The sequence below is a fragment of the Superficieibacter electus genome (assembly GCF_002915575.1).
In the GTDB taxonomy this organism is placed as follows: Bacteria; Pseudomonadota; Gammaproteobacteria; order Enterobacterales; family Enterobacteriaceae; genus Superficieibacter; species Superficieibacter electus.
Map to the genome: position 1 here is coordinate 1 of NZ_PQGD01000065.1, position 2,659 is coordinate 2,659.

General features: G+C 46.2%; 3 protein-coding genes and 2 pseudogenes. 2 read left to right on the forward strand and 3 right to left on the reverse strand.

Features of this window, described 5'->3' with window-relative positions; genetic code table 11:
- Nucleotides 1-617: ABC transporter substrate-binding protein (locus tag CHU32_RS27700; RefSeq protein WP_228295195.1), on the reverse strand; the 617-nt coding region annotated here is incomplete at its 3' end.
- Nucleotides 618-1,151: 534 nt separating this feature from the next.
- On the opposite strand from CHU32_RS27700, the gene CHU32_RS27705 reads away from it, so the two are divergent.
- Entirely contained in the window at nt 1,152-1,604 is a 453-nt protein-coding gene (locus CHU32_RS27705) for an SgcJ/EcaC family oxidoreductase (RefSeq protein WP_003833285.1), read from the forward strand.
- Nucleotides 1,605-1,645: 41 nt separating this feature from the next.
- Here the strand turns inward: CHU32_RS27705 and CHU32_RS27710 are convergent, their stop codons facing one another.
- Together CHU32_RS27710 and CHU32_RS27715 are read right to left on the reverse strand one after the other, a co-directional pair.
- On the reverse strand, nt 1,646-2,290 hold the full coding sequence (locus CHU32_RS27710) for a quinolone resistance pentapeptide repeat protein QnrB2 (protein WP_012695489.1): 645 nt from the start codon (nt 2,288-2,290) through the stop codon (nt 1,646-1,648).
- 95 nt (nt 2,291-2,385) lie between these two features.
- A pseudogene (locus tag CHU32_RS27715) lies at nt 2,386-2,592 on the reverse strand (helix-turn-helix domain-containing protein); the annotation flags it as partial.
- Between CHU32_RS27715 and CHU32_RS27720 the strand changes: the two are divergent.
- Nucleotides 2,578-2,659: pseudogene (locus CHU32_RS27720) on the forward strand (SMR family transporter); the annotation flags it as partial. The pseudogenes CHU32_RS27715 and CHU32_RS27720 overlap by 15 nt on opposite strands.

Sequence of the window (2,659 nt, forward strand, 5' to 3'; positions counted from 1 at the left end):
GCGGTAAACGAGTGAGGGAATTTCAGGTAAGATACTTCGGATGAGGAGCAAAAAGGTGGTTTATACTTCCTATACCCCATAAAGGAGGCATCCGGTTGCGTTAAGCGGAATTCAACGGTGTTGTTGTCCAGTTTGCGCACGCTTTGGACGTTATCGGCAAACTGCAGGCTGTCGAAGTAGGGGAAACTGCTGCCGTTCACATTGTGCCACGGATGGTGGCGATCAAAGATGCGCTCGAAGGTAAACACCACATCGTCTGCATTCAGTTTGCGGGTGGGGGTGAACCAGGCCGTCTTCTGAAACTGAACGTCACGACGCAGATGGAAGCGGTAGGTTGCGCCGTTATCCAGCACCTCCCAGCTTTCAGCAAGCTCAGGCACCAGCCGATAGGTGTAGGGATCTACATCAAGCAGTCGGTCATACAATTGGGCCGCTAACGTATCGACGATGAGACCGCTGCTCGTTTTTTGTGGGTTGAACGTATTGACTTGCCCGCTGACGCAATAGACAAACCCACTGTCACGGATATCAGCGTGCGGAGCTTGCTCAGGCGCAGCAGCAGCCTGACCACTCAGAAATCCAGCCATCACGATCAGAGATGATAAAACCAGGCGCATAATTTTAATGGATTATATAAAGAGGCTATCTTACTAATACTTAATGACATTTGCCATTACCGTTTGTTTTTGGGAGTAACAGGCTCGATAAGCGCGAGTTCAACACCGCGACATGGTCAAAATTCATACCTGCTATCCACTTTGAATCTACTCTGTTAACTATCTTAGCATTTTCATGGCCCATCTGACTTGCTATAAACGTGGGGGCGTACCTGTCGTTGTTTACTGATTGATATCAGTGTGTGCTCGGAAGATGGAGTATGGCATCGATAACGAAGTGTGGAGCGAGCATTTAGAGTGTCACTATCAATGCTGAACTATAATCATTCAGGAAGCAGTACACGTTATGTGAGTTGTAATAGCTAAAGTATCTATAATTATTTCAATATGTTAATTCCATTTTTTCTTCATGGCATCTTAATCTTCTCACCCATTTATGGTGATGATTTCCATTGGTTATTAAATGCATTTTGGCTTTGATCCTGGTTATGAACGGTTTTCTGTTGCCATTTAACTTCTAATGGAATGAATTGTATGAATAAATTACTGAGCCTTGTTGTTTCACTTGCCCTATTGCCTGGAGCCGTTTTTGCAGCGTCGACTCCAGACTGTGTGAAGGTGAATAAAGCGCAAATCGAAGCGCTATTTGATAAGTGGAACGAGTCATTGAAAACAGGTAACGCGCAGACGGTATCTGAAAATTATCTTAGCGATGCGGTATTGTTGCCTACTGTATCCAATAAAGCGCGTTTAACGGACGCTGAACGTGTTGATTATTTCGAGCATTTTCTTGCGAAAAAGCCGACCGGGAAAATTGACATGCGTACCATTCGCCTGGGGTGTAATAAGGCGATAGACACCGGTACCTACACATTTACCTTCGCGGACAAATCAACGGTTTCAGCCCGCTACACATTCACTTATGCATGGGACGGTAAAGAGTGGAAAATTTCCACACACCACTCTTCAGCGATGCCTGAAGGGTAAAAAGCTGTGCAGGGGGCGGAATATTCACCGCTCCCTGAAGACTAGCCAATAATCGCGATGCCAAGACGTTCCATGAGCAACGATGCCTGGTAGTTGTCCAACTTAACGCCTTGTAAATCAACGCGCCGAATATCTAAGTCACCCAACTCCGAATTGGTCAGATCGCAATGTGTGAAGTTTGCTGCTCGCCAGTCGAAAGTCGAAAACTCGCCGCCGGAGAGATCTGAACCACTGAACGTCGCGCCCAGTACCTGGGCCCCCATCCAACGGTTTTCCCACAGCTCACACTTTTCCAACACGACTTTCGAAAAATTGGCGTAGCTTAGATTTGTGTTAGTGATATATGCACTGCAAAACCAGGTGCGAGTAGTGATCATATTCATAAAACTTGCGCCGCGAAAATCTGCGCCTTGCGCACGACAGTGGCGAATTTCAATGCCAAGCGCACTGGCATTGCGAAAATCCGCCATGGATAAATCACAGCTTTTAAAAATGGCATCTTTCAGCATCGCACGACTAAAATTGCACCCTTTCTGGCTTTCACGATCATAGAACTGACAGCCGATAAATTCAGTGCCGCTCAGGTCGGCACCTGAAAAATCACAGTTAAAAAATGTACTATTTTCAATTTTCTCACCGGTGAAGCGGTTTCTGTTAATTTTTTCGCCAACGAGTGCCAGAGCCATATTTTGTGCCTGTTTTTTTATACAGTAATGGCGTCATGGTAAACCCTGATGAGGTTATGCGTCAAATCCGCCAATATAACATCTGCAAATGTGCGTTAAATCTGGTGTTTTTTCAGCAAAGCGCGAAGCTGATGGTAAGTCAGACCCAGTAATTCAGCGGCTTTTTTCTGGTTAAATTTTGCCTGCTGTAAGCTGGTTTGTAGAAAGTCTTTCTCTTGCTGCTGCTGGAATTCACGCAGATCCAGCGGTAACCCTACAGACATCGGTTTAGTTTCCGGCGCCTGCGGCTGCGTCTGGTTCTGAAATCCATCCCTGTCGGTGTTGCTTATGCAGTCTGGTCGGGACTCGGCGTCGTCATAATTACAGCCA